Origin of the sequence: Stutzerimonas stutzeri (assembly GCF_024448715.1) — a bacterium.
Classification (GTDB): domain Bacteria; phylum Pseudomonadota; class Gammaproteobacteria; order Pseudomonadales; family Pseudomonadaceae; genus Stutzerimonas; species Stutzerimonas stutzeri_AR.
In genome coordinates this window covers 125,046-147,104 of record NZ_JAMOHZ010000001.1, presented here as the reverse complement: position 1 = coordinate 147,104, position 22,059 = coordinate 125,046, and the positions used below count along the sequence as shown (strand labels likewise).

The following is a 22,059-nucleotide window of genomic DNA, read 5'->3' as shown; positions in this document are numbered from 1 at the left end:
GTCGTCTTGATGACGGGCGCCATTCTATAACTTCAGCACGCCCCGTCAAGCCTTTGATTAAAAAAGTCTTATTTCTTTTCCGTAGGGCTGAGATGGGGCCAGGCAGCCATCAGGTAATTGACCATCGACCACAATGTCAGCGCCGCGGCGATGATCAGCAATGCATAGCCGAGCCCTACCCAGAAAGTTGCCAGGGGTGGGTTGGCCAGCAAGATGACGAGCGCCACCATTTGTGCAGCCGTCTTCCACTTGCCCAGGTTGGATACCGCTACCTGCGCGCGTGCGCCCAGTTCCGCCATCCACTCGCGCAGGGCCGACACCACTATTTCCCGCCCAATGATGATCGCCGCCGGCAGGGTCAACCAAAGATTCGAATGTTCTTCGACCAGTAGCACCAGAGCAACCGCCACCATCAGCTTGTCAGCCACCGGGTCGAGAAAGGCGCCGAATGGCGTGCTCTGCTGTAAACGTCGCGCAAGGTAGCCATCCAGCCAGTCGGTTATCGCGGCAATGGCGAACACTGCGCTCGACGCTAGATAGCTCCATTGAAAGGGAAGATAGAACAGCAGGATGATGATCGGTATCAGCAGTACGCGCAGCACGGTGAGAATGTTTGGAATGTTCATCGATACCACTGATCCGCGGATTTAGGAGGTGATTCTACTCACTGTGCAGAGCGGCATAAATCGCCTCGGCAAGCTTTTTACTGATCCCGGGAGCCTTGGCGATTTCCTCAAGGCTGGCGCGGCACAGTTCCTGAAGACCACCAAAATGCTTGAGCAGTTCGCGACGGCGCTTCGGTCCGATGCCGGGCACGCCCTCCAGCGTCGAGGTGGTCCGAGCTTTCCCGCGCCGTGCACGGTGGCCCGTGATAGCGAAACGGTGCGCTTCGTCGCGCACCTGTTGGATCAAGTGCAGCGCTGGCGAATCCCCTGGCAAGGTAAATTCATGCGCCGCATCGTTTAGGTAAAGCGTTTCCAAACCCGGCTTGCGCGTCACGCCCTTGGCGACGCCAAGCAGGATCAGCTCGGGCACGGCAAGCTCCTGTAGCACCTCACGGGCCATGTTGAGCTGCCCTTTTCCGCCATCCACCAGCAAGATGTCCGGTAGTTTCCCCTCCCCTTCGGCAGCCCTTTTGAACCGTCGAGAAAGTGCCTGATGCATTGCTGCATAGTCATCACCGGCGGTGACGCCTTCGATGTTGTAACGGCGATAATCGGACTTCAGCGGTCCTTCCGGACCGAATACCACACAGGAAGCGACTGTGGCTTCGCCGCTGGAATGGCTGATATCGAAACATTCCAGCCGTGTCGGTGGCTCGTCCAGGTCCAGCGCCTCGGCCAAGGCTTGGAAGCGCGCGGCCAGGTGCTGACGATTTGCCAGGCGTGCCCCAAGCGCCTGTTCGGCATTGGTTAGCGCCAGCTGTTGCCATCGCGCACGAGTTCCACGTACGCGATGGGTTATGGTCAACTCGACGCTACGCAATTCCACAATTGCACTGATCAGCGTTTCAAAGTCTTCATGGACGGTATTGACGATCAACTCGGACGGCAGATCGCGTTCCATGGAGCCGAGGTAGTACTGTTCGAGAAACGCCTGCAACACCTCGCTGACGCTTTCCTCAATGGCCACTTGCGGGAAGAAATTCTTGCTGCCCAGCACCCGTCCACCACGCACGCTGATCAGATGCACGCAGGCGCCGCCTGGGCTCACCACGGCCGCGACAATATCGACGTTGCCACTGCCGCCTTCCATGCTCTGCTGATCCTGGACCCGGCGAAGGATTCCAATCTGGTCGCGAATTTCCGCGGCGCGCTCAAAATCAAGCGCCATCGCAGCGTTTTCCATATTTTTCGACAGTTCCTCGGCCAAGGCATTACTGCGCCCCTCAAGAAACATCACCGAGTGCCGAACGTCTTCAGCGTACTCCTCTGGGTCGACCAGTTTTACGCAGGGCGCCTTGCAGCGCTTGATTTGATATTGCAGGCAAGGCCGGGTGCGATTGCGGTAATAGCTGTCTTCGCATTGGCGAACGAAGAAAGCCTTTTGCAACAGGCTAAGGCTTTCACGGATCGCCCCGGCGCTCGGATACGGACCGAAGTAGCGACCGGATTCCTTCTTGGCGCCACGGTGAATGCTCAGTCGTGGAAAATCTCCGCTGGAAAGAAACACGTAGGGGTACGACTTATCGTCACGCAGCAGGATGTTGTAAGGCGGGCGCCACTGTTTAATCAGCGTCTGCTCGAGCAGCAGCGCTTCAGTTTCGTTCGCCGTGATGGTGGTTTCGACTTGGGCAATCTTTGCGACCAGCGCGGCGGTCTTTGGCGCCTGGCCGGTCTTGCGGAAATAACTCGCCAGGCGCTTCTTGAGATTTTTCGCCTTGCCGACGTAAAGCAGCTTGGAATCGGCATCGAACATCCGATAGACGCCGGGACGCCCGCTACAAGAAGCCAGGAACGCAGAGGAATCGAAGCCGCTCATCAATTGATGGTATCGACCATGCCGTGACGGACCGCCAGCAACGCGAGCTCGACATCACTGGTGATCGAAAGCTTTTCGTATATGCGGTATCGATAGGTATTGACGGTCTTGGGCGACAGGCAAAGCTTGTCAGAGATGGTCTGTACCTTCTGACAATTGGCAATCATCAGAGCGATCTGGATTTCCCGCTCGGACAGTAGATCGAACGGCGAGCCGTTGACCTTCGGCTGAAACGATTTGAGCGCAAGCTGCTGAGCAATCTGAGGGCTGATGTAGCGCTGGCCAGCGAACACCATGCGAATCGCCTGGATCATCTCCTCGAGCGCCGCGCCCTTGGTCAGGTAACCGGCGGCGCCTGCCTGCAGAAGGCGCGTCGGGAAAGGATCTTCTTCGCAAATGGTTACGGCGATGACCTTAATGTCCGGATGGCTACGCAGGAGTTTGCGGGTAGCTTCAAGGCCACCGATTCCGGGCATCTTTACATCCATCAAAACCACGTCCGGCTTGAGTTCACGCGACTTCTTTATCGCGGTCTCGCCAGATTCCGCCTGACCAATCACCTGCAAGCCGTCTATGTCGGCGAGCATGCGGGAAATGCCTGTGCGCACCAGATCGTGGTCGTCAACCACCAGCACTCTAATCAAGCAGACACCTCTTTCAGTGCAAATTCAAAGCTGGCTGGCTGCTCGCTTCACAAGCGGAGAACTCTAACAAAAACTGGCCGGGTTACCCAGACCGCACGTCATTTATGGCTAGGTGACAGCACCCCACGCGCCCGGCTTATGGGCAGTTTGGCTGAACCTGAACGCGCATACGAACGTCTGACTCATCAACCAAATTGAATCCTACTCGCCGGTATCACTTTTGACAGCAAGTCTCATTGCAGCTCTCGTTCTAGCCGCCGTCCACCTGTTTGCGGCGCGCCTGCGTATGCTCAACCGCTTACCCCGCAGCCGCTGGCTTTCTATGGCTGGCGGTGTTTCGGTGGCTTACGTATTTGTCCATCTGCTTCCCGAACTGGCCCGTGGTCAAGAGGTGATAGACGGTAGCGATATTCAATTGCTCAGCTACCTAGAGCACCATGCTTATCTGCTCGCGTTGCTTGGCCTCGCCATCTTTTATGGCCTGGAGCGCCTCATCAAGCAACGCCGGCGCGAGCTGCGGGAGCACGAAGAACCTCATTCCGGCGTGTTCTGGCTGCACATCACGGCGTTCGCCATATACAACGGGCTGATTGGCTACCTGCTGGTCCACGGCGAAAACAACAATACGACCACTTTGGTGCTCTATTGCATCGCGATGGGCCTGCACTTTTTGGTTAATGACTTCGCGCTTCAGAGCGACCATAAGGACCTATTCAGCCGCCGCGGTCGCTGGCTACTTTCGGTAATGCCCGTGGTTGGCTGGGCCCTCGGTACCACTACCGAAATTTCCGAGCTGGCGGTTTCAGCGGTGACGGCTTTCGTTGGTGGCTCGATCATCTTGAACGTCCTCAAGGAGGAACTACCGGAAGAGCGTAACAGCCGTTTCGGCGCGTTCCTGCTGGGCTCGATCGGCTATTCGATGCTGCTACTCAGTGTCCAAGGCGGATAGCCATTTGTGCCGTGGCAGATTCCATGCTTACGGCAAGGCCCGGTTCTACTCGCCGCGGCTGCGCCGATCTGATATCGAATCCGTATTTCAAGCCGGGTAGCTAAGTTCCCGCAAGAAATCGCTCACCTTTATCAATCCAACGCTTCCGCGCGCGCTCGATCTTGCGCTTTACTTCATATGCGGAGGGCAATATATTCGCCAAACCATATGTCTAAGCTTGCCGCCCCGCCATGACCGAGCACCTGACTCCCGCCACAGTTTTCAAATGCCTATCTGACGAGACCCGCGCTCGAATGACGCTGCTGATCGCTCACGAAGGCGAGCTGTGCGTTTGCGAGTTGACTTGTGCGCTCGACGAGATCCAACCGAAAGTATCGCGACATCTCGCTCAACTGCGCAGTTGCGGGTTGCTGGAAGACCGTCGGCAGGGCCAATGGGTTTATTACCGTCTGCACCCTCATCTGCCCGACTGGATTCACCAGATGCTGCAGGCCGCTCTCAACGCCAACCAGCAATGGCTCGCACCCAATAGCCGGCGGTTGGAAAACATGCGCAACCGCCCTGAACGCAACACCCGCTGCGATTGACCAACAAGGAGAGTTCCGCCATGTCCGATGACCAAGCCATCCCGCTCGACCTGCCCAACATCGATGAGCAGTTGCTTGTACGGCCCGACATCGAGCGGTTGAGTGGCCCTGGCGACACGACCCATGCGCCGCGCATTCTGTTGCTCTACGGCTCCAATCGCGAACGTTCGTTCAGCCGCTTGATGACTGAAGAAGCCGAGCGGCTTCTGCAACAGCTCGGCGCCGAGACCCGGGTATTCAACCCGTCGGGCCTTCCGCTTCCAGACGACCAGCCAGACAGCCACCCGAAAGTGCAGGAGCTCCGTGAGCTGATGCAATGGTCAGAAGGTCAGGTCTGGTGCTCGCCAGAACGTCACGGGTCCATGAGCGCGGTATTCAAAGCGCAAATCGACTGGGTGCCGCTGGCCATGGGCGCAATCCGCCCGACTCAGGGCAAGACTCTAGCGGTCATGCAGGTCTGCGGCGGCTCGCAGTCGTTCAACGTGGTCAACCAGCTGCGAGTACTGGGTCGCTGGATGCGCATGTTCACCATCCCCAACCAGTCTTCGGTGCCCAAGGCCTTTCTCGAATTCGACGAGGCCGGGCGCATGAAGCCCTCGGCATTCTATGACCGTTTGGTGGACGTCATGGAAGAGCTGATGAAGTTCACGCTGCTGCTGCGTGATCGTCAGGATTACCTCGTCGATCGTTATTCCGAGCGCAAGGAATCCGCGGAATTGCTATCCCGACGGGTCAACCAGCACTCCATTTGATCAGCCCAAAGACGCGCGGCGTGGCGCCTCCCTACCGCGCAACGCTGAAGACAGCCCAACTCGATTGAAGGCCGACCACTCCATGCTCAAGACTTTCACCTTGTTCGCACTGACCGCCGTCGCGGAAATCGTCGGCTGTTACCTGCCCTATCTCTGGCTGCGACAGGGCAAGAGCGCCTGGCTACTGCTGCCGGCCGCGTTGTCGCTGGCGCTGTTTGCCTGGTTGCTTTCGCTGCACCCGACCGCCGCTGGACGCGTCTATGCCGCGTACGGCGGCGTTTATATCGGCACGGCAATCCTCTGGCTGTGGTTGGTGGACAAAATCCGACCGACCGGCTGGGACCTGCTTGGATCCGCAATAGCCCTACTGGGCATGGCGATCATCATGTTCGCACCACGCAGTAGCTGACCTGTCCTTCATTCTTTACGGAAATAATGGCATGACCATCAAAGTTGGCATTAACGGCTTCGGCCGCATCGGACGTCTGGCTCTGCGCGCGGCCTGGGATTGGCCGGAGCTGGAGTTCGTACAAATCAACGACCCGGCAGGCGACGCGGCGACCCATGCACACCTGCTCAACTTCGATTCGGTCCATGGCCGCTGGCAGCACGAGGCCGGTCATGACGACGAACAGCTCGTCATCAATGGCAAGCGCATCAAGATCACCGCCAACAAGGCCATTGCCGATACCGACTGGTCCGGCTGCGATCTGGTGATCGAAGCCAGCGGCAAGATGAAGACCGTTGCAGTGCTGCAGGGCTATCTGGAACAACGTGTGAAACGCGTGGTAGTCAGCGCGCCGGTCAAGGAAGCTGGCGCGCTGAATGTGGTGATGGGCGTAAACGATCAGCTGTTCGATCCGGCGCAGCACCGCATCGTCACCGCTGCCTCCTGCACAACCAACTGCCTGGCGCCGGTGGTCAAGGTGATCCATGAGCATCTGGGCATCCGCCACGGCTCAATCACCACCATTCACGACCTCACCAACACCCAGAGCATTCTCGATCAGCCGCACAAGGATTTGCGCCGAGCACGGGCGTCGGGCATGAGCCTGATACCGACCACCACCGGCTCGGCCACCGCTATCGCAGAAATCTTTCCAGAGCTGCGAGGCAAGCTCAACGGCCATGCCGTACGTGTGCCGCTGGCGAACGCTTCGCTGACGGACTGCGTATTCGAGGTGGAGCGCGCCACTAGCGTCGACGAAGTCAATCAACTGCTCAAAAACGCCGCAACGCACGGTCCGTTGAAAAACATTCTGGGCTACGAGGAAAGGCCATTGGTATCCATCGACTACCGCACCGATCCGCGCTCATCGATCATCGACGCCCTCTCGACCAAGGTCGTCAACGGCACCCAGGTGAAGCTATACGCCTGGTATGACAACGAATGGGGATATGCCAATCGCACCGTGGAGCTGGCAAGAAAGGTTGGTCTGGCCTGAATTGGTCGAACTCCGTGGCGGGTTCTGAAGATGTTCTGCGGCCAGTATGTCGTGCGTCGCACAACCTCGCGATACCCACCACCATTCACATCCAGGGCCCACCATGCCGCCGCTCTCCCCCGCCATCCGCCAGTATCTGATCGTTACTGGCAATTACTGGGCCTTCACCCTTACCGACGGCGCGTTGCGCATGCTTGTGGTGCTGCATTTCCACACGCTGGGGTATACCCCGCTGCAGATCGCCGCGCTGTTTCTCTTCTACGAGATTTTTGGCGTTATCACCAATCTGGTTGGTGGATATTTAGGTGCCCGGTTGGGCCTGAACCGCACCATGAACATTGGACTGGCGCTGCAAGTGGTGGCGCTGCTGATGCTGACGGTGCCCGCTACGTGGCTGACGATTCCCTGGGTGATGGGCGCACAGGCGCTGTCCGGCATCGCCAAGGACTTGAACAAGATGAGCGCCAAGAGCTCAATCAAGCTGCTGGTGCCGGGTGATCAGCAAGGCACGCTGTACAAATGGGTGGCGATTCTTACCGGCTCGAAGAACGCGCTCAAGGGTGTTGGCTTTTTCATCGGTGGCGCCCTGCTCGCCGTGATCGGCTTCCGCGGCTCACTGCTGGCGATGGCCGGCGCGCTCGCCATGATCTGGGTTGCCAGCCTGTTCTTGCTAAAGAAAGATCTGGGCAAAGCCAAGGCAAAGCCGAAATTCCGCGACCTGCTTTCCAAGAGTCGAGCGATTAATGTGCTCTCCGCCGCGCGGCTTTTCCTGTTCGGTGCCCGTGATGTCTGGTTCGTGGTGGCGCTGCCGGTGTATCTCTCCGCAGTTTTTGGCTGGGATTTCTGGCAAGTCGGCGGCTTTCTCGCCGCCTGGGTAATAGGCTACGGGTTCGTACAATCAGTGGCCCCGTCGTTGACCGGCAAGACGCGCGGCCATGTTCCGGATGGGCGCGCCGCGTTCATTTGGGCGCTGCTCCTCGCCGGCCTCCCCGCACTGATCGCGCTTGGCCTGTATACCGGGCATTCGCCGCAGCTGGTGCTGATCGGCGGGCTGACGCTGTTTGGCGCTCTGTTCGCCGTCAACTCTTCGCTGCACAGCTACCTGATCGTTTCCTACGCGAAGGAGGACGGGGTGTCGCTGGATGTGGGCTTCTACTACATGTCCAACGCCCTGGGCCGGCTGGTTGGTACGTTGCTGTCGGGCTGGGTTTATCAGGCGCATGGCCTTGAAGCTTGCCTATGGATTTCCAGCGCCTTCGTGCTGTTGGCAGCCTTGATATCGCTTGGCCTGCCCCGGCACGTCGGGGCACACCTTTGAACTGCATGGAATTGTTGCAGCACCAATAAAGTCTGCAGACGCTTCAGCGAAGCAGACGCTGATAGAAACGGCATTCCCGTTCCAGCGCATCGGCCAGGTTGGCCGCCTGCCGGAAGCCGTGGCGCTCTTGCGGATAGAGACAATATTCGACCGTCACGCCACGTTCGCGCAGAGCTGCGACCATGGACTCGGTCTGCTCAGGTAGCACGACCGCGTCTTGCCCGCCTTGAAAAAAAATCACCGGCACCCGAATCAGCCCCGCATTGAGTAGCGGCGTTCGCTGTCGATAGCGCTCGGCGTCGACCGCCGGATCGCCTATCAACCAATCCAGATAATCGGCCTCGAACTTGTGTGTAACCCGGCGCAACGCTAATGGATCACTCACGCCGTAGAGGCTGGCACCGCCGCTGAAACCAGCATTAGCAGCCAGTGCGCAGAGCGCGCTGTAACCGCCCGCGCTCGATCCACGGATGAAGGCTCGCGCTGGGTCGATCTGGCCGTTTGTTGCAAGCGCCTGCACCGCTGCGCAGGCGTCTTCCACATCAACCACGCCCCATTCGCCACGCAACCGTTGCCGATATGCCCGTCCGAAGCCGCTGCTGCCGCGATAGTTGATATCGGCAACGGCGAAACCGCGTTGGGTCCAGTATTGAATCCGCGGATCGAAAACCGGATAGCTAGCAGACGTAGGCCCGCCATGCATGAACACCACCAATGGTGGCTTTTCCAGCGGGAGGCTTTGGCACTGCGTATTGCTCGGCGGGTAGAAAAAAGCGTGCGCCACCTCGCCGTGCCCGGTAGAGAAGCTGAACGGCTGTGGGCGCGACAACTGGTCGGCTGCCAAAGGCTGTTGGCCTCCGGCAAGAATTTCGACGACGCCAGTGACCCTATCGAGCGCCAGTACGGCAGACGTCTTATCAGCAGACCCGGCAATGCAATAGAAATGCCGCTCATCGACAGCAAGCTGGCGACAGCGACTGAACGCCATTGCAAGCTGTCGTTCGTTGCCTTGGCTGTCTTGCTCGAACAACAGTCCGTAGCCATCCACCATGCGCGTCATCAGCAAGGCGCCATCCGCTAGGGGCAGATAGCTCACCGTGCCCAGCTGCCAAGGCGCCGGTGCATGATCACAACGTGCTTGGGCGAACCCAGCCGTGTCCGTTACCGGAACAAGGCTGTCACCTTGCATTCTCCAGGGTTGCCACCAGCCTTCGCGGTCACTCAGGCAATACAAGGCGCCATCCGCAGCGAAGCGCGGCTGTTGCAGCGATTCATTTCCCGCTGCGCCGGCCAGACACCGCGGTGCTCCCCAGCAATCACTTTCGGTGCGTTCGGCGGTCCAGAGACGCGTAGCGGTCCATGGCTGTTCGGGGCGTTGCCATTCGATCCAGGCCAGGCGTTGCCCGGTCGTATCCAAGGTCGGTGACGAGTAGAAATCGCTTCCCTCGGCCAATACGCTGCGGCTGCCGTCCATCAGCGAAACACTGACCAGACGATGTTCTGAGCGAGCTTCTTCAGCGGTTTCTTCCACGGCGAGAACGGCCCGGTGGCGCGTGTCGAACTGCAGATCACCGTACCGGCAAGCGTCATTAACAGTAAGCGCAATGGGCGGCGTCGCTGCGTCCGTAGATAGGTCCTGCAGGTAGATCTGCTGATCATGCTCGTTGACGAAGGCGATTCCCTCGTCGGTCAGACAGAAGGCACCACCGCCGTACTCATATATGCGACTGCGAAGCGAGAATCCGGACGGCGTCAAACAGCGCGAAACGTCGGCGCGCCAGTACCACAACGTCGAACGCGCATCAGCCGGATCGTATTGAATCCAGAACAGACCATCATGACCGGCGCGAAGCTCGGCGAAATCACAACTGGCAGAAGCGGCGTCGGCTGCCGTCCAGTCGCTGGGCCAGAAGCCATAGGGGATTGCGGTCTTGGTCATCCGTTCGACTCCGGTCCGTCAGGTTTGAGCCGACCTTACACCTTGAGGATCAGCTTCGAGGCCTTCTCGTTGCGGAAGGTCAGTTCATCCAGTCCGCGCGGCGCCTGCTCGGCCTCGGTGCGCGCCGCAAGAATCTTGCCGTGATGCGCGGACTTGCTACACACCGGATCGGCATTGGCCGCATCGCCAGTGAGCATGAAAGCCTGGCAGCGGCAGCCGCCGAAGTCGTTTTCCTTTTCATCACAAGACTGGCAAGGCTCGGGCATCCAGTCGAAACCACGAAACTTGTTGAAGCCGAACGAGTGCTTCCAGATTTGCTCGATGCTTTGTTCGCGCACGTTGGGAAAGGTGATCGGCAGTTGCCGCGCGCTGTGGCAAGGCAGCGCTGTACCGTCGGGCGTGATGTCCAGAAACAGATTGCCCCACCCGTTCATGCAGCCCTTGGGGCGCTCTTCGTAGTAGTCGGGCGTGACGAAGATTAACTTGCAGGGATGATTCTCGGCGGCGAGCTTGTCGCGCCATTCATTGGTGATGCGCTCGGCGCGCACCAACTGCTCCTTACTCGGCAGCAAGCCGGCACGGTTGAGCTCCGCCCAGCCGTAGAACTGGCAAGTGGCGAGTTCCACGAAGTCGGCTTCCAATTCCAGACACAGCTGAATGATGCGCTCGATATTGTCGATGTTGTGGCGGTGGGTAACGAAATTGAGCACCATTGGATAGCCATGGGCTTTTACCGCTCGCGCCATAGCGAGCTTCTGGGCGAAGGCCTTCTTCGAGCCGGCGAGCAGGTTGTTTACCTCTTCATCGGCGGCCTGAAAGCTGATCTGGATATGGTCGAGTCCGGCATCGGCGAAACTGGCAATCTTTTCCTCGGTAAGACCGATACCCGAGGTGATCAGGTTGGTGTAATAGCCTAGATCCCGCGCCGCCTTGATCAGCTCAGCCAGATCCTGCCGGACTAGCGGCTCGCCACCGGAGAAGCCCAGCTGCGCCGCACCCATCTCGCGCGCCTGGCGAAATACGTCGACCCATTGCGCAGTGCTCAGTTCATCGTGACTGCGAGCGAAGTCCAGCGGATTGGAACAGTAGGGGCATTGCAGCGGGCAACGATAGGTCAGCTCCGCCAGCAGCCAAAGCGGCGGACCGGGTTCGAAGCCGGGCTTAGCGAAGCTCGATCCAGAACCGCTCAACGGCTACCTCCAGAAACGCGACGATGTCTTCCTCGATCCCTTCTGCATCCGGGAAGCGCGCCTGCAGATCGGCGACGATGGTGCCGACGGTGCGAGCGCCATCCACTTCACTCAGTACGGCCGAAGCGCTCTCGTTGAGCTTGATCATGCCTTCCGGATAGAGCAGTACATGGCAGTTTTGCGCCGGTTCCCACTGAAAGCGAAAGCCGCGGCGGAAGGCAGGGATATGGGTCAGTTGGATGTTGCTCATGGTCCTTTTGTCTCGCCGATTATCAGGTGGGGGCGGTGGGCTGAAGCGGAGCGCCGCCCCGGCCCACCCTACGGACCGCAACCCTCCGCGGTCCAGGCGTTCTTCCGACAGGTCAGAACGTGATCCCTTTATGCCAGACACGCTGGCGGGTCACCGTGTGGTAGGGCGGGCGGTCCAGCTCGTAGGCCATGCTCATGGCGTCCAGCATGCTCCACAAAACATCGAGTTTAAATTGAAGAATGTTCAGCATGCGCTCCTGGCTTTCACGGGTCGTGTAATGCTCGAGTGTGATGCGCAGGCCGTGCTCCACATCGCGGCGCGCTTCTTTCAGGCGCTTGCGGAAATAGTCGTAGCCGGAAACGTCGATCCAGCTGTAATGCTGCGGCCATGCCTCCAGTCGCGACTGGTGAATGGTCGGCGCAAACAGCTCGGTCAGCGAGCTGCTGGCCGCCTCCTGCCAAACGGCACGGCGGGCGAAGTTGACGTAGGCATCGACGGCGAAGCGCACGCCGGGCAGAACCAGTTCCTGTGAAAGCACCTGCTCGCGATCCAGCCCCACCGCCTCGGCCAGTCGCAGCCAGGCCTCGATACCACCCTCCTCGCCCGGCGCACCGTCATGGTCGATGATTCGCTGGACCCATTCGCGCCGTGCTTCACGGTCCGGGCAGTTGGCCATGATCGCTGCATCCTTCAGTGGAATGCTGACCTGATAGTAGAAACGATTCGCCACCCAACCCTGGATCTGTTCGCGCGTGGCACGCCCCTCGTACATGGCCCGATGGAAAGGATGATGGATGTGGTAATAGTCGCCCTTGGCGCGCAGCGCCTGCTCGAACTCGGCGGGGGACATGGCTGGCAGGGTCATGGGGCTTCCTTACGGTGTGGTGCGATTGTCTATAGGCGGCGCATGCGTTTCGCCATGCGCAGGCTACAACTCGATGCTCATGCCATCGAACGCCACCTCGATCCCATGCGCGTCGAGAATTCCGCGCTCGGCAGAGTCCTGGTCGAGGATCGGGTTGGTGTTATTGATATGGATCAGGATTTTGCGAGCCGCAGGTAGGCCGTCGAGCACTTCGATCATGCCGCCAGGTCCGCTCTGCGAAAGATGGCCCATCTCTGAACCAAGCTTGGTCCCTACTTCCCGCACGCGCATTTCGTCATCACGCCAGAGCGTGCCGTCGACCAACAGGCAGTCGGCGCCGCGCATGAGTTCAAGGAGCTCTGGACCGACCTTGCCCAGGCCCGGCGCATAGAAAAGCTTACCGCCGGTATTACGGTCTTCGATCAGCAGGCCAATGTTATCGCCCGGATGCGGATCGTTGCGGTGCGGCGAATACGGGGGTGCCGAGCTGCGCAACGGGATCGGCGTGATGTTCAGGTTCGGACAAACCGGAATCGAGAAACTACCTTCCAGCTCAATCGGGTTCCAGCGCAGGCCACCATTCCAGTGCTTGAGCATGTTGAACAGTGGGAAGCCGGTGGTGAGATCTTGGTGAACCATCTCAGTGCACCAGACCTCATGCGGGCAACCTTCACGCAGGGTCAGCAGCCCGGTGGTGTGGTCGATCTGGCTGTCGAGCAAAATGATGGCGCCAATCGCGGTATCGCGCGGTCCGCGAGCTGGCTGCAGCTTCGGAAAGGACTCCAGCTGGGCACGGATATCCGGCGACGCGTTGCACAGAATCCAATCCTCGCCGTTGTCACTGATGGCGATGGACGACTGAGTGCGTGGTTGAGCGCGCAGCGTGCCGGCACGTAGCCCGGCGCAGTTGGCGCAATTACAGTTCCACTGAGGGAAGCCGCCGCCAGCAGCCGAACCGAGAATCTGGATGAACATGGGCAGCTCCGTAAAAAAACGAAACCCCGACCGGGGCCGGGGCAGATCAATCAGCGATTGGCAAAGTACATGGTGACTTCGAAACCAATGCGCAGGTCGGTAAAAGCGGGTTTAGTCCACATGGATAAATTCCTCTCTATATGGCGACGGAAATATTCCGACGTCCCATTAAGCACCCTGATCCGCCAAAAGCGGAATGGTACTTTGGAAGGAGACAGCGTCCTGCGTTAGTAGTGCCTTGTCCGTAAAGCGTTGCAGCCCGCATAACAGAGCCTTGCGACCATCTGTCAGGGTTGCCGGGTAGCCGAACGGCCATGGGTGCCACGCCAGCCGAGCTCGTTGGTGAGCGTCGCCATCGGCGATAACATCTCGTAATTGAATTCTGTCAACGCCACGCCTTCTTGAATACGGATCGGCCAATCGTGGTTGGCAAGTGCTGCCTTGCCGATCACCAACAGATCTGCCTCGCCGTTATCCAGCAACGCTCGAGCCTGCGCCTCGGTACCGATGCCGCCGTTGACCATGACAGGAATGGTCACGCTGCTCTTCGCGATAGCAGCCAGGCTCGGCCCCTCGTCGAAAGCAGGTGCGCTGGCGTCGTATTCAGTGACGTGGAGGTAATCCAGGCCGGCCGACGCCAGCGTAGCGAGCCGATAACGCGCCGCATCGATGCCACCGTCCCACTTCAATCGGCTGTCAGTGACCATTCCTTGCGACATCCGCATGCCGACGACGAAATTAGTTCCGACGGCTTCTCGCACGACGCGAATGACTTCCAGCGGCAAGGCCAGTCGGGCTTTGAAATCGCCACCCCAACGATCGGTGCGTTTGTTGAATTCGGCAGTGATGAATTCGTGCAACAGATAGCCATTGGCGGCGTGCAGTTCGACGCCGTCGAACCCGGCATCACTCGCGTGTCGCGCGGCCTGTACAAACCCGGCAATGGCTTCCTGGATTTCAGTCTCGGTCATTTCCGCTGGTGTGGCATAAGGCCCCTCTCCGCCATAAAAACTCAGCTGCCGACCGTCGGGCTGCACAGCGGAAGGCCCGACATGGCGCGCATGATGGATGTTGCCCTGAGTCTGTGCACCGCCGTGCATGAGCTGCGCGATGATCGCGACGCCCTCTTCGTGTACGGCGCTGACAATGGGCACCCAGCTGTCGCGCTGGCCTTCTGTCGCCAGCCCCGGCTGGTTGAAATAGCCCTGGCTGTATGCCGTATCGGTGTAGGTACCTTCGGTGATCAGCAGCCCGAAGCCACCCTTTGCGAACGCCTGGTAGTAGTCGCGCATCAGCTCGTTGGCGCAGCCGTCCGGCTCGGCGCTGACACGGGTCATCGGCGCCAGCACAGCGCGGTTGCGCAAGCGCAGCTGATTCAATTGAACGGGTTCGAACAATACGGGCATCGGTGATTCCTCGTCAGGCCAGGTTGTGCTGAATCTGAGGACCTTACACACAGCGGAGTTCGAAACGCACGATAGTTGGTCGTTAGGCGGCATAAAAAAGGCGCCGATCATCGGCGCCTTGGCTGTGCTGACGAGCGTTTCAGACGAGGCGGAATCGACCGACCTACGACTGCAATTCGCTGCCCAACCGCGCAAGGTCGGCGCTGGCCGCGGAGGTTTGCTCAGTGGCAGCAGCCGATTGATCGGCCACGTCGCGGATGTTCGAAACGCTGCGATTGATTTCCTCCGCGACGGCGCTCTGCTGTTCCGAAGCGGTCGCAATCTGCTGGTTTATCTGCTGAATGCTCGATACCGCGGCATTGATCGCATTGAGCGCTTCTCCAGCCAATTGCGCCGCCTCGACCGTTTGGTCTGCCAGACCGCAGCTCTTGCCCATGACTTCAACCGCGCTTTCGGCGCCACTCTGCAGCGCCCCGATCAGCTGCTCGATTTCCAATCATGCGCCACCTCAAAAGTTGTACAACAAGACATAAACCGGCGCATCTTGTACAACTTACATTGAAAACCGTCAATGATTGAACGCCAAGTTATTATCGCCTCAGGACTGCTGCAGAGCTGTGCGCTAGGCGCGCCCAGTCTCTATGAAGAGCGTGGCGGCGGCTGATCCGTCAAGACAGCCGCGGCTCATAAGCAGGTACTCACGGCGCAAATTGCGGCACGTGGCTGAGGCTGAGCCGATACAGTAAGCAGCTATTGGTGAAAGGCTTCAGCCAAGAGCACGAGCTGATGGCTTGACTGAAGCCGCAAACATCCTATCCAGTGCAGGCATTTCGGATGAAAGAGACGTGGTCCCCGTTTCCCTGGGTTTGCTTTGCAATGTGCGTGGGCGTGATGGGCACGGCCCTGATATCGCCGTTGTATCCGCTCTACCAGCAAGCCTGGCAGCTTCGTACCAGTGATATTTCGATGATCTACGTCGTTTATATGCTTGGGGCGCTGTTCGGGTTGCTGTTCATGGGGCGCCTATCGGATACGCTGGGTTTCCGCCCAGTGATGATGGCGGGGTTGCTGCTCGGCTGGGGCGGCACGCTGCTGACGATGATCGCTTGGAGCCTGCCGAGCCTGAACATCGGTCGCTTTGCTGTGGGTCTGTCTTCCAGCCTGATCGTCACCAGCGCCTCGGTGGGGTTGGTGCATATCTCCCGCGACGGGGCTTCACAGCGCATTGCGATGATCACCAGCTTTCTGCTCGCCTTCGGTTTCGGCCTTGGGCCCATTACTGGCGGCATCACCGGCCAGTGGCTGCCCCATCCGCTGATCACCACTTATATACCGTCGCTGGTACTGGGTGTGCTGGCCGTTTATGCCCTGATGCGAGCCGAGGTAAAGCCCCACGCCGGCAAAGTACCGCTGGGCTGGCGCGCGTTCGTTCCGCGTCTGGCCTGGGCCGCCCGCCACGATTCGCTGGCGTTCGCCCTTACCTGTGCCTGCCCGTTCTTCGCGTTCGGCGTCTTTGGGATCTACGCCTCGATGGCCCCGTTGTTCCTCGACAAAATGGTGCCCTGGCACGGACCGATCGTGAGCGGCACGGCGATCGGCGTCATCTTGATGGCTTCGGCGATGGTGCAGCTGCTGTCCGCAAAAATGAGTGCGCGCTGGTGCGGCTTTTTCGGCCTGCTGGCGGTTGTCCTGAGCAACGCCATGTTGGTTTTCAACTTCAAGGTTGGCTCGTCAGTCATCTTCATGATCGGCGTCTGCGCGGCGGCGGCGAGTCATGGCATGTGCCTGTTGGCGGGCATCAGCATGGTCAATCGCATCGCCAGCCCAACAGAACGCTCGGGGCTGATCTCGACTTATCTGGTATGCGGTTATGTCGGCAGTATTCTTCCTCTGATCGCCGTCGGCTGGATCGCCGACCATTACGGGTTGCCCACCGCAATAACGATACTGGGCCTATGCGTGATCGCCGTCGCCTCGCCGGTGGCCGTGTGGTTCTTCTTGCATCCCAGGATGCGAGAGGCTTGAAAGGAAGCGGACGTTCTATGGATGGATGAGGCCGAAGCTTCATACATTCTATTCAGCAGCCTTCGCACCCGCATACGCCACTTGCGCGGCCTCGCTCCGATGGGCCCCGTGGACTCCAACCGCACCAATGCACCGGTTATCCACGTAGAGGGGTATGGCTTCTGTGGACGCTTGCGGATGTTGGGAGTGAGTCGTCAGTAGCGCATCGTCCATCAGGCCGCATTGCTCGACAGCCGTTGCTTGTTGAGCCTTCTTGATCGCGCATCGAGCACTGTCTGGCGGGCTGCCGTCCAGTTTGACAAGCCCGAGCGGTTCCCCCGTGGAATCGACGATAGCAATAGATACCGCCCAGCCATTACGTTCAGCCTCAGCGCGCGCCGCGCTCAACACGGCTTCCGTCCCATGCGCACCGAGTTGGTAACGATCCTCCACGGGAGGAGGCCCAGCGTAAATGGCGGCTTCTACGTCCCACAGTCCTGACAGGAATCCGCGTCCCATAAGCCCTCCGATACGATCTAGCTTTTATTTTTGTTATTCACCAGGCAGTGCTTGGTAACGTCCTCAATCCGCGTCAGGCCTAGCAGCGCCATGTCACGTTGCAACTCGGCACCTAACAGCTCGATCGCATGTGATACGCCCGCTTCGCCCGCATACGCCGCGGCGTAATTGAATGGTCGACCGATGAACACCATGCGCGCACCCAGCGCTAATGCCTTCAATACATCCGTACCGCGACGAAAACCGCTATCGACCATCACCGGAAGATCGTTGACCGCCTCGACAATACCGGGCAACGCTTCCAGCGCCGACAGAGTGCCGTCGAGTTGACGCCCGCCGTGGTTGGAAACAATGAGCGCATCGGCTCCACAGTCACGGGCCTTGCGAGCATCGTCCGGATGGAGAATCCCTTTGACCACCAGCTTGCCCGGCCAAAGCTTTCGGACCAGTTCAAGATAGCTCCAGTTGAGGTGAGTGCGGCCAGAAAAATCACGCTTCACGTTACGCGAGATCACCGCGATGCCGCGGGTGGCGTAGTTGTTTTCGAAGTGCGGCATGCCGTGGTTCAGCAGCGTGCGCAGAAAGGTTCCGAACAGCCAGCGAGGCCGCATCAACCCGTCAAAGGCGAGACGCAAATTGGGGCGAAGCGGCGAATAAAAGCCCGAACGAGTGTTGTTGTCGCTGTTCGGCGGTACGGGGTAATCGACGGTGATCACCAGCTTGTCGAAGCCGGCTGTGCGGACGCGTTCGATCAGCGCCTCGATACCGGCGTGATCACCGGGCAGGTAGGCCTGAAACCAGTCGGTCTGGCCGTTATTGAGCACGTCTTCCATGCGGATCAACGAGCTGCCGCTGAGAATCATCGGAATGCCGGCCTTGGCCGCCGCCTGCGCCTGGACCAGGTCGCCGCGATAGGCCGACAGCGCACTGATGCCCATCGGCGCGATGCCGATCGGCAAGGCGTAGCGCTGGCCGAGCAGTTCGGTTTCCAGCGAAATGTTCGAGACGTCTACCAGCGCCCGCGGCAGGAATGAATAGGCGTCAAAGGCGCTGCGATTGGCGCGGGCGGTGTGCCCGTCTTCGGCCGCATTGGCAATGTAGCCGTAGATCGGCCGCGGCAGATGGCGCTTCGCAGCGCGATCGAGATCGTGCAGGTTCAGGATCGACGCCAAGCGTCGCGAATGGTTACTTGGCATCTACAGACTGTTCCTGCTGTTGTTCTGAAAACCCGCTCGGGCGGGCCTGCGGATTGACCAGATCCCGCGGGCGTTCGCCCTGCAAGGCCTGACAGATATTCTCCACCGCGCAGTTGGCCATGGCTTCACGGGTCTCGTGCGTAGCCGAGCCGATGTGCGGCAAGGTCACCACGTTATCCATGCGCAGCAGCGGTGAGTCCTGCAGCGGTTCACGCTCGAAGACGTCCAGCCCCGCCCCGGCGATCAGGCCATCGTTCAGCGCGCGAATCAGACCAGCTTCATCGACTACTCGTCCTCGGGCAATGTTGATCAGAAAGGCCGAACGCTTCATTGCCCTGCACTGCTCGTAGCCAATCAAGTGTTCGGTCTGCTCGGTCAGCGGCACGGTCAGGCAGACGAAGTCCGACTCGGCTAACAACTGCTCGAAGGTACGGTGTTCCAGCCCCCACTCCGCCTCAAGCTCGGGCTTGGACGAGGCATTGCTGTAAAGCACGCGCATGTTGAACCCCAGTGCACGGCGGGCAATGGCTCGACCGATGCGTCCGAGCCCGACCATGCCGAGGGTCTTGCCGTGCACATCGTGACCGAACTGAGGCTCGCCTACATGCTGCGTCCAGCGGCCTTCGCGGACCATGTTGGCCAGCTCGACCAGGCGCCGACTGCTGGCCATGATGAGCATAAAGCCGGTGTCGGCAGTGGTTTCGGTGAGCACGTCCGGAGTATTTGTCAGCAGGATGCCACGACGGCTCAGCTCGTCCACCGGGAGGTTGTCGTAACCCACCGAAATGGTGGCTATGGCTTCCAGTCCTGGCGCTTCGTCCAACATCGCAGAGGTAACCTGCAATTTTCCGCCAATCAGCCCATGCGCCTGGCGCAGCGCGACGGCTACTGCCTCTGGCTGCCGCTCCGGCTCCTCGAAGTACGTAACTTCGAAGTGTTCGCGAAGGCGTTGCAGATGCGACGCCTTCAACCGGCGCAGGGCAACGACTCGTTTCATCTCCCTCTCCATCTACACACTCCCCTATCAGTCGGGCGCGAGGCCGGGCATATCGAAACCCGCCTCGTCGAGCAGGACAAAAAGTTCACCGCGCTGCTGCTCGTTGAGTTCCAGCAATGGCGGTCGCACCCGAGACCAATGCTCGATGTCGCTGTAGCGGGCGGTAGCGGCCTTGAGAGCCGGGATCATCGGGAAGCGCTCGAACAGCTTTCGCGTACCCGTCAACGCGGCTTGCTGGTCGTCGGCATCCGCCGCGTGCCAAGTCTTTGCAAGCGTGGCGATCGGCCCTGGATTGACGTTGGCAGTGGCACTGATGCACCCGGCGCCGCCGGCACGCAGGGTCTGTAGCAGAAAATGCTCGCTCCCGGCGTAGACCTGGAAACCGTCGGCGCTGAAGTTGTCGATCATCGCCAGCGTGTTGGCCCAATCACCGGAACTGTCCTTCACCCCTATTATGTTGTTCGGATAGGCCTTGAGCAGACGCTCTATCAATGCCAGCGAGAGCGGCACCTGGGAGACCGGCGGGATGTGATAGAGGTAGATGCGCAGACGGTCATCGCCGACTCGCTCGATCACCTCACTGAAATAGCGGAACAGGCCCTCATCGGACACGCCCTTGTAGTAGAACGGCGGCAGCATCAGCACGCCCTCCACGCCTTTGGATACTGCGTGACGGGTCTGCGCCACGGTATCGGGCAGCGCGCAGGCACCCGTGCCGGGCATCAACCGCTCGGCCGGAATACCGGCTTCGATCAGAAAATCGAGTAACCGAATCTTCTCCTCGACCGAGAGCGAGTTGGCTTCCGAGTTGGTGCCGAACACTGCCAGCCCGACATCGTTGGCAAGCAGCCAGCGGCACTGTGCAACAAAGCGTTCCCGGTCAGGCGCGAGCTCCGTTGTGAAGGGTGTGATCACCGGGGACCAGACACGACCCATGGTTTGGCTCATGGTGCTTTCCTTTCTGTTCTGATAATCCGGCAACCCAAGCGGGCTGCCGGTTTTTTGGTTTCAGGCCAGCCGGGTGCGCCGGCGCAGGGGTGCTAGCAGCCAGCGGAATACCGGCGTTGCCTGCAGTATCGAAAACGCAGCGATGCACAGCAGTACTACGGCAATGGGACTGGACAGGAAGATGCCGTAATCGCCGTTGCCGATGAGCATCGACTGGTGAAAACCGTTCTCCATGACGGGTCCGAGAATCAAGCCAATGACCATGGGGGCCGGTGACACGCCAGCCTTGGCCAACCAGTAGCCGAACAGGCCGAAGCCGAGCATCAGGCCCACTTCGAACAGGCTGTTGTTCATCGCGTAGGCGCCGATGATGCACAGCGCGATAATGCCGCAGGCGACGAAGCCGTCCGGGATCTTGGTGACCATCACGCTGGCCTTGGTGAACATCAAGCCAACGCCGAGCAGGCCGATGTTGGCGAACAGCACCGCCCAGATCAGCGTGTAGGTCACGTCGCCATATTCGCTCAGCAGGTTCGGGCCGGGCAGAATCCCCTGCACCATTAGCGCGCCGAGCAGGATCGCGGTAGCGGAACTGCCTGGAATGCCAAGGGCGATGGTAGGAATCAGCGCACCGCCAACCACCGCATTGTTCGCCGACTCAGGTGCCGCGACACCGGCTGGATCGCCTTTACCGAAGCCGCTCTTGTCCTTGGCGAAGCGTTTGGCCTCGTTGTAGGCGAACCAGCTGGCGGTATCGCCGCCGGTACCTGGAATCAGACCGACCACGATGCCGATTCCACTCGAACGAAGGATGTTGGGCATCAACGCCTTCAGTTCGGAGAGCTTGGGAATCAGCCGGTCAGTGATGCGGCTGGCGACCTTAGTGGCGGCGTTAGAGTTTTCCACCAGCGCCAGCGCCTGCGGAACCGAGAATAGGCCGATCAGGGCGACGGTGAAGTCGATGCCGGAGAACAGATTAATGTTGCCGAAAGCCATGCGTGGCGTACCGGTGGTCAGGTCCATGCCCACGGTGCTGATCAGCAGTCCCAGGACGCCGGAGAACAACCCGTTGATTACCGACCCTTGCGCCAGCGAGCCGATGATGGTGATCCCGAGCACGGCGATGGCGAACAGCTCGACCGGCCCGAATTCCACCACGATGGTGCCGAGCAAGGGCGCGGCCATAAGCAGGGCTAACGCACTGATGGTGCCGCCAATGAAGGAGGCGAACAGCGAAATGCCCAGCGCCTTTCCCGCCTGGCCCTTCTGACACATCGGGAAACCGTCGAGCACGGTCGCGGCGGCCGAGGGGGTGCCAGGCGTGCGCAGCAGGATGGCGGCAATGGAGCCACCGTAAGAGGCGCCGACATAGAGCGAGGCCAGCATGCTCAGGCCGGTCGCGGGATCCATCCCAAAAGTTAGCGGGAGCAACAGCGCCAGCGCCATGGTGGCGGACAACCCAGGCATGGCGCCGACGAATAGCCCAAGCAGGATGCCGCCGAAAATCGCGGCGAAGTTGGTGAGGGTCAATACGTTGATCAACCCTGTCATGACGATCGAACTTTCCACGGAAAAGGCCTCACCGAAGAGTGGA

The 22,059-nt window shown here is 59.8% G+C and carries 22 protein-coding genes and 1 pseudogene; 7 read left to right on the top strand and 16 right to left on the bottom strand.

Features of this window, described 5'->3' with window-relative positions; translation table 11 throughout:
- Positions 1 to 68 precede the first annotated feature (68 nt).
- From pgsA to gacA, 3 genes are read right to left on the bottom strand one after another with little or no spacing between them, the layout of a single operon-like run.
- Positions 69 to 626 carry a CDP-diacylglycerol--glycerol-3-phosphate 3-phosphatidyltransferase gene (gene pgsA, locus NAV33_RS00655; RefSeq protein WP_255975874.1) on the bottom strand — a complete coding sequence of 186 codons (558 nt, stop codon included), beginning with the start codon at positions 624 to 626 and terminating at the stop codon, positions 69 to 71.
- A gap of 34 nt (positions 627 to 660) precedes the next feature.
- Entirely contained in the window at positions 661 to 2,481 is a 1,821-nt protein-coding gene (gene uvrC, locus NAV33_RS00650) for an excinuclease ABC subunit UvrC (protein WP_423836621.1), read from the bottom strand.
- Complete coding sequence (gene gacA, locus NAV33_RS00645; protein ID WP_255975870.1) at positions 2,481 to 3,125, bottom strand: response regulator transcription factor GacA; 645 nt, start codon at positions 3,123 to 3,125, stop codon at positions 2,481 to 2,483. Before gacA ends, uvrC begins: the two co-directional genes overlap by 1 nt.
- A 286-nt stretch (positions 3,126 to 3,411) precedes the next feature.
- On the opposite strand from gacA, the gene NAV33_RS00640 reads away from it, so the two are divergent.
- From NAV33_RS00640 to arsJ, 6 genes are all read left to right on the top strand, one after another.
- On the top strand, positions 3,412 to 4,074 hold the full coding sequence (locus tag NAV33_RS00640) for a hypothetical protein (RefSeq protein WP_255975868.1): 663 nt from the start codon (positions 3,412 to 3,414) through the stop codon (positions 4,072 to 4,074).
- A 230-nt stretch (positions 4,075 to 4,304) separates the two neighbouring features.
- The gene (locus NAV33_RS00635) at positions 4,305 to 4,661 is read left to right on the top strand and encodes a metalloregulator ArsR/SmtB family transcription factor (protein WP_255975865.1); all 357 of its coding nucleotides are present in this window, start codon (positions 4,305 to 4,307) and stop codon (positions 4,659 to 4,661) included.
- 20 nt (positions 4,662 to 4,681) lie between these two features.
- Positions 4,682 to 5,413 carry an arsenical resistance protein ArsH gene (gene arsH, locus NAV33_RS00630; RefSeq protein WP_255975863.1) on the top strand — a complete coding sequence of 244 codons (732 nt, stop codon included), beginning with the start codon at positions 4,682 to 4,684 and terminating at the stop codon, positions 5,411 to 5,413.
- A gap of 82 nt (positions 5,414 to 5,495) precedes the next feature.
- Positions 5,496 to 5,822, top strand: a complete 327-nt coding sequence (locus NAV33_RS00625) for a YnfA family protein (protein ID WP_255975861.1) — start codon at positions 5,496 to 5,498, stop codon at positions 5,820 to 5,822.
- Between the two features lie 31 nt (positions 5,823 to 5,853).
- Complete coding sequence (locus NAV33_RS00620) at positions 5,854 to 6,858, top strand: ArsJ-associated glyceraldehyde-3-phosphate dehydrogenase (RefSeq protein WP_255975859.1); 1,005 nt, start codon at positions 5,854 to 5,856, stop codon at positions 6,856 to 6,858.
- A gap of 103 nt (positions 6,859 to 6,961) precedes the next feature.
- Entirely contained in the window at positions 6,962 to 8,176 is a 1,215-nt protein-coding gene (gene arsJ / locus NAV33_RS00615) for an organoarsenical effux MFS transporter ArsJ (RefSeq protein ID WP_255975857.1), read from the top strand.
- A gap of 43 nt (positions 8,177 to 8,219) precedes the next feature.
- On the opposite strand, the gene NAV33_RS00610 is transcribed toward arsJ, so the two are convergent.
- The 8 genes and pseudogenes from NAV33_RS00610 to NAV33_RS00575 all read right to left on the bottom strand — a co-directional run.
- Positions 8,220 to 10,115 carry an alpha/beta hydrolase family protein gene (locus NAV33_RS00610; RefSeq protein ID WP_255975855.1) on the bottom strand — a complete coding sequence of 632 codons (1,896 nt, stop codon included), beginning with the start codon at positions 10,113 to 10,115 and terminating at the stop codon, positions 8,220 to 8,222.
- A 35-nt stretch (positions 10,116 to 10,150) separates the two neighbouring features.
- Positions 10,151 to 11,305, bottom strand: a complete 1,155-nt coding sequence (gene pqqE / locus NAV33_RS00605; protein ID WP_255975853.1) for a pyrroloquinoline quinone biosynthesis protein PqqE — start codon at positions 11,303 to 11,305, stop codon at positions 10,151 to 10,153.
- Positions 11,277 to 11,555, bottom strand: coding sequence for a pyrroloquinoline quinone biosynthesis peptide chaperone PqqD (gene pqqD, locus NAV33_RS00600; protein ID WP_255975851.1), 279 nt, complete (start codon positions 11,553 to 11,555; stop codon positions 11,277 to 11,279). The genes pqqE and pqqD overlap by 29 nt, the downstream gene beginning before the upstream one ends.
- Positions 11,556 to 11,667: 112 nt before the next feature.
- Positions 11,668 to 12,420, bottom strand: a complete 753-nt coding sequence (gene pqqC, locus NAV33_RS00595; RefSeq protein WP_255975849.1) for a pyrroloquinoline-quinone synthase PqqC — start codon at positions 12,418 to 12,420, stop codon at positions 11,668 to 11,670.
- 63 nt (positions 12,421 to 12,483) lie between these two features.
- On the bottom strand, positions 12,484 to 13,395 hold the full coding sequence (gene pqqB, locus NAV33_RS00590; protein WP_255975846.1) for a pyrroloquinoline quinone biosynthesis protein PqqB: 912 nt from the start codon (positions 13,393 to 13,395) through the stop codon (positions 12,484 to 12,486).
- A 50-nt stretch (positions 13,396 to 13,445) separates the two neighbouring features.
- The gene (gene pqqA / locus NAV33_RS00585; protein WP_003253598.1) at positions 13,446 to 13,517 is read right to left on the bottom strand and encodes a pyrroloquinoline quinone precursor peptide PqqA; all 72 of its coding nucleotides are present in this window, start codon (positions 13,515 to 13,517) and stop codon (positions 13,446 to 13,448) included.
- Positions 13,518 to 13,682: 165 nt separating this feature from the next.
- Positions 13,683 to 14,801: a HisA/HisF-related TIM barrel protein gene (locus NAV33_RS00580; protein ID WP_255975844.1), complete on the bottom strand. Its 1,119-nt coding sequence runs from the start codon at positions 14,799 to 14,801 to the stop codon at positions 13,683 to 13,685.
- Positions 14,802 to 14,964: 163 nt separating this feature from the next.
- A pseudogene (locus NAV33_RS00575) lies at positions 14,965 to 15,294 on the bottom strand (methyl-accepting chemotaxis protein); the annotation flags it as partial.
- Between the two features lie 341 nt (positions 15,295 to 15,635).
- Between NAV33_RS00575 and NAV33_RS00570 the strand changes: the two are divergent.
- Positions 15,636 to 16,826: an MFS transporter gene (locus NAV33_RS00570; protein ID WP_255975839.1), complete on the top strand. Its 1,191-nt coding sequence runs from the start codon at positions 15,636 to 15,638 to the stop codon at positions 16,824 to 16,826.
- Positions 16,827 to 16,874: 48 nt separating this feature from the next.
- On the opposite strand, the gene NAV33_RS21495 is transcribed toward NAV33_RS00570, so the two are convergent.
- Genes NAV33_RS21495 through NAV33_RS00550 form a run of 5 tightly spaced genes read right to left on the bottom strand, consistent with a single transcriptional unit; the run spans position 16,875 to position 22,034 of the window.
- Positions 16,875 to 17,324 carry a GlcG/HbpS family heme-binding protein gene (locus tag NAV33_RS21495; protein WP_423836620.1) on the bottom strand — a complete coding sequence of 150 codons (450 nt, stop codon included), beginning with the start codon at positions 17,322 to 17,324 and terminating at the stop codon, positions 16,875 to 16,877.
- A gap of 17 nt (positions 17,325 to 17,341) precedes the next feature.
- Positions 17,342 to 18,520: an alpha-hydroxy acid oxidase gene (locus NAV33_RS00565; protein ID WP_255975837.1), complete on the bottom strand. Its 1,179-nt coding sequence runs from the start codon at positions 18,518 to 18,520 to the stop codon at positions 17,342 to 17,344.
- On the bottom strand, positions 18,510 to 19,517 hold the full coding sequence (locus NAV33_RS00560) for a 2-hydroxyacid dehydrogenase (protein ID WP_255975834.1): 1,008 nt from the start codon (positions 19,515 to 19,517) through the stop codon (positions 18,510 to 18,512). The genes NAV33_RS00565 and NAV33_RS00560 overlap by 11 nt, the downstream gene beginning before the upstream one ends.
- A 27-nt stretch (positions 19,518 to 19,544) precedes the next feature.
- Positions 19,545 to 20,465: a dihydrodipicolinate synthase family protein gene (locus NAV33_RS00555; protein WP_255975832.1), complete on the bottom strand. Its 921-nt coding sequence runs from the start codon at positions 20,463 to 20,465 to the stop codon at positions 19,545 to 19,547.
- A gap of 60 nt (positions 20,466 to 20,525) precedes the next feature.
- Complete coding sequence (locus NAV33_RS00550) at positions 20,526 to 22,034, bottom strand: tripartite tricarboxylate transporter permease (protein ID WP_255975830.1); 1,509 nt, start codon at positions 22,032 to 22,034, stop codon at positions 20,526 to 20,528.
- Positions 22,035 to 22,059: the final 25 nt, after the last annotated feature.